Genomic DNA, 1,538 nt, shown 5'->3' with positions numbered 1-1,538 from the left:
CCAATGTAGAGCTCGCCTGCCGCGCCGAACGGCACCAGCTCGCCGTGACCATCCAGCAAGTAGACCCGCGTGTTGGCAATAGGACGGCCAATCGGGACGATGGCCTCATTAAAATCAGCCGGGCAGCTCCAGGATGTAACGTCGATCGCCGCCTCAGTCGGACCGTAGAGATTGTGCAGGGCCGTCCAGGGCAATACGCGCCGAACCCTATGCACACTGGCGGCAGGGAGCGCCTCGCCGCTGCATAAAACCCGCCGCAGCGATGTGCAGCGGTCAACACTCTTCGCATCCAAAAAGCTGAGCAGCATGGATGGCACGAAGTGAACCGTCGTGATGCACTGGCTGACGATCAAGTCGACCAATGCATCGGGATCTCTGTGCGCACCGGGCGGCGCTACTACCAGCGTTGCCCCTTCAAGCAAAGTCCAAAAGAACTCCCAGGCCGAGACATCGAAGCTAAATGGCGTCTTCTGCAACACGACGTCTGTTGGCTTCAGACCATAGGCGTTCTGCATCCAGAGCAGGCGATTAACGATAGCCCGATGCTCATTCTGTGCCCCTTTGGGCGTGCCCGTGGATCCCGAGGTGTAGATCACATAGGCGAGATTGCGAGAGGTCAGGCTGAGCGCCCGCGGGTCAGGATCCGCTTCCGGCAGGCTGGCCCAGGCCGGCGCCGCAGCATCGAGCTCCACCACGCTCACATTGGCCAGCACATCCGCGCCGAAGGCGGCTCGGCCGGCCACATCCGCCAGCAGCAGCCGCGGCGCCGCATCGTCGAGCACCTGATGCAGCCGCGCCGACGGATAGGCCGGGTCCAGCGGCATATACGCCCCGCCGGCCTTCAGGATCGCCAAAAGCCCCACCACCATCATCGGACTGCGCTCGACGCAGATCGCAACCGGCTGGTCCGGCCTGACTCCGAGGGCGATCAGGTGATGCGCCAGGCGGTTGGCCCGCGCATTGAGCTCGCCACAGCTCAGCTGCTCATCTTCGCAGACCACCGCCACCGCATCCGGCGCCTTGTGCACCTGCGCCTCGAACAGCTCGTGGATGCACCGCTCCGCAGGATACGGCGCCGCCGTCTGGTTCAGCTCCTCCAGCAGATACGTGCGCTCGGCAGCAGACAGCAGCTCAATGCGGTGGACCTCTTGCTGCGCGTCGGCAGCCATCGCCCGCAGCAGCGCCAGCAGATAACCACGCTGCCGCTCGATCGTCGCTTGATCAAACAGCGCCGTGGCATAACCCAGCGTTCCGGCGATCTCCTCGCCATGCTCGCCAAGGCTCAGCTCCAGATCGAACTTGACCTGATCAATCTCCTCCCCGGCAGCTTCGACACTCAGCCCCGGCAGGTCCAATGACCCAGCCGCATTGTTCTCCCAGGCCAGCATCACCTGGAATAATGGCGTGTGATCAAGAGCCCGGGGCGGCTGCACGATCTCCACCACCTGCTCGAACGGCAGATCCTGATGCTCCTGCGCAGCCAGCACCGTGCGCCGCGTCCGCTCCAGAAGCTCCGAGACGCGCGGCTTGCCCGACAG

At 64.0% G+C, this 1,538-nt stretch carries 1 protein-coding gene; it reads right to left on the bottom strand.

Annotation, left to right across the window (positions count from 1 at the left end):
* On the bottom strand, positions 1–1,538 hold a 1,538-nt coding region (locus tag AC5ZFO_RS47865; RefSeq protein ID WP_496124247.1), incomplete at both ends, for a non-ribosomal peptide synthetase.

The organism is Bradyrhizobium sp. Unk1, assembly GCF_059512345.1.
The sequence above is the reverse complement of the archived record's forward strand: the minus strand, read 5'-3'. Positions and strand labels throughout refer to the sequence as shown.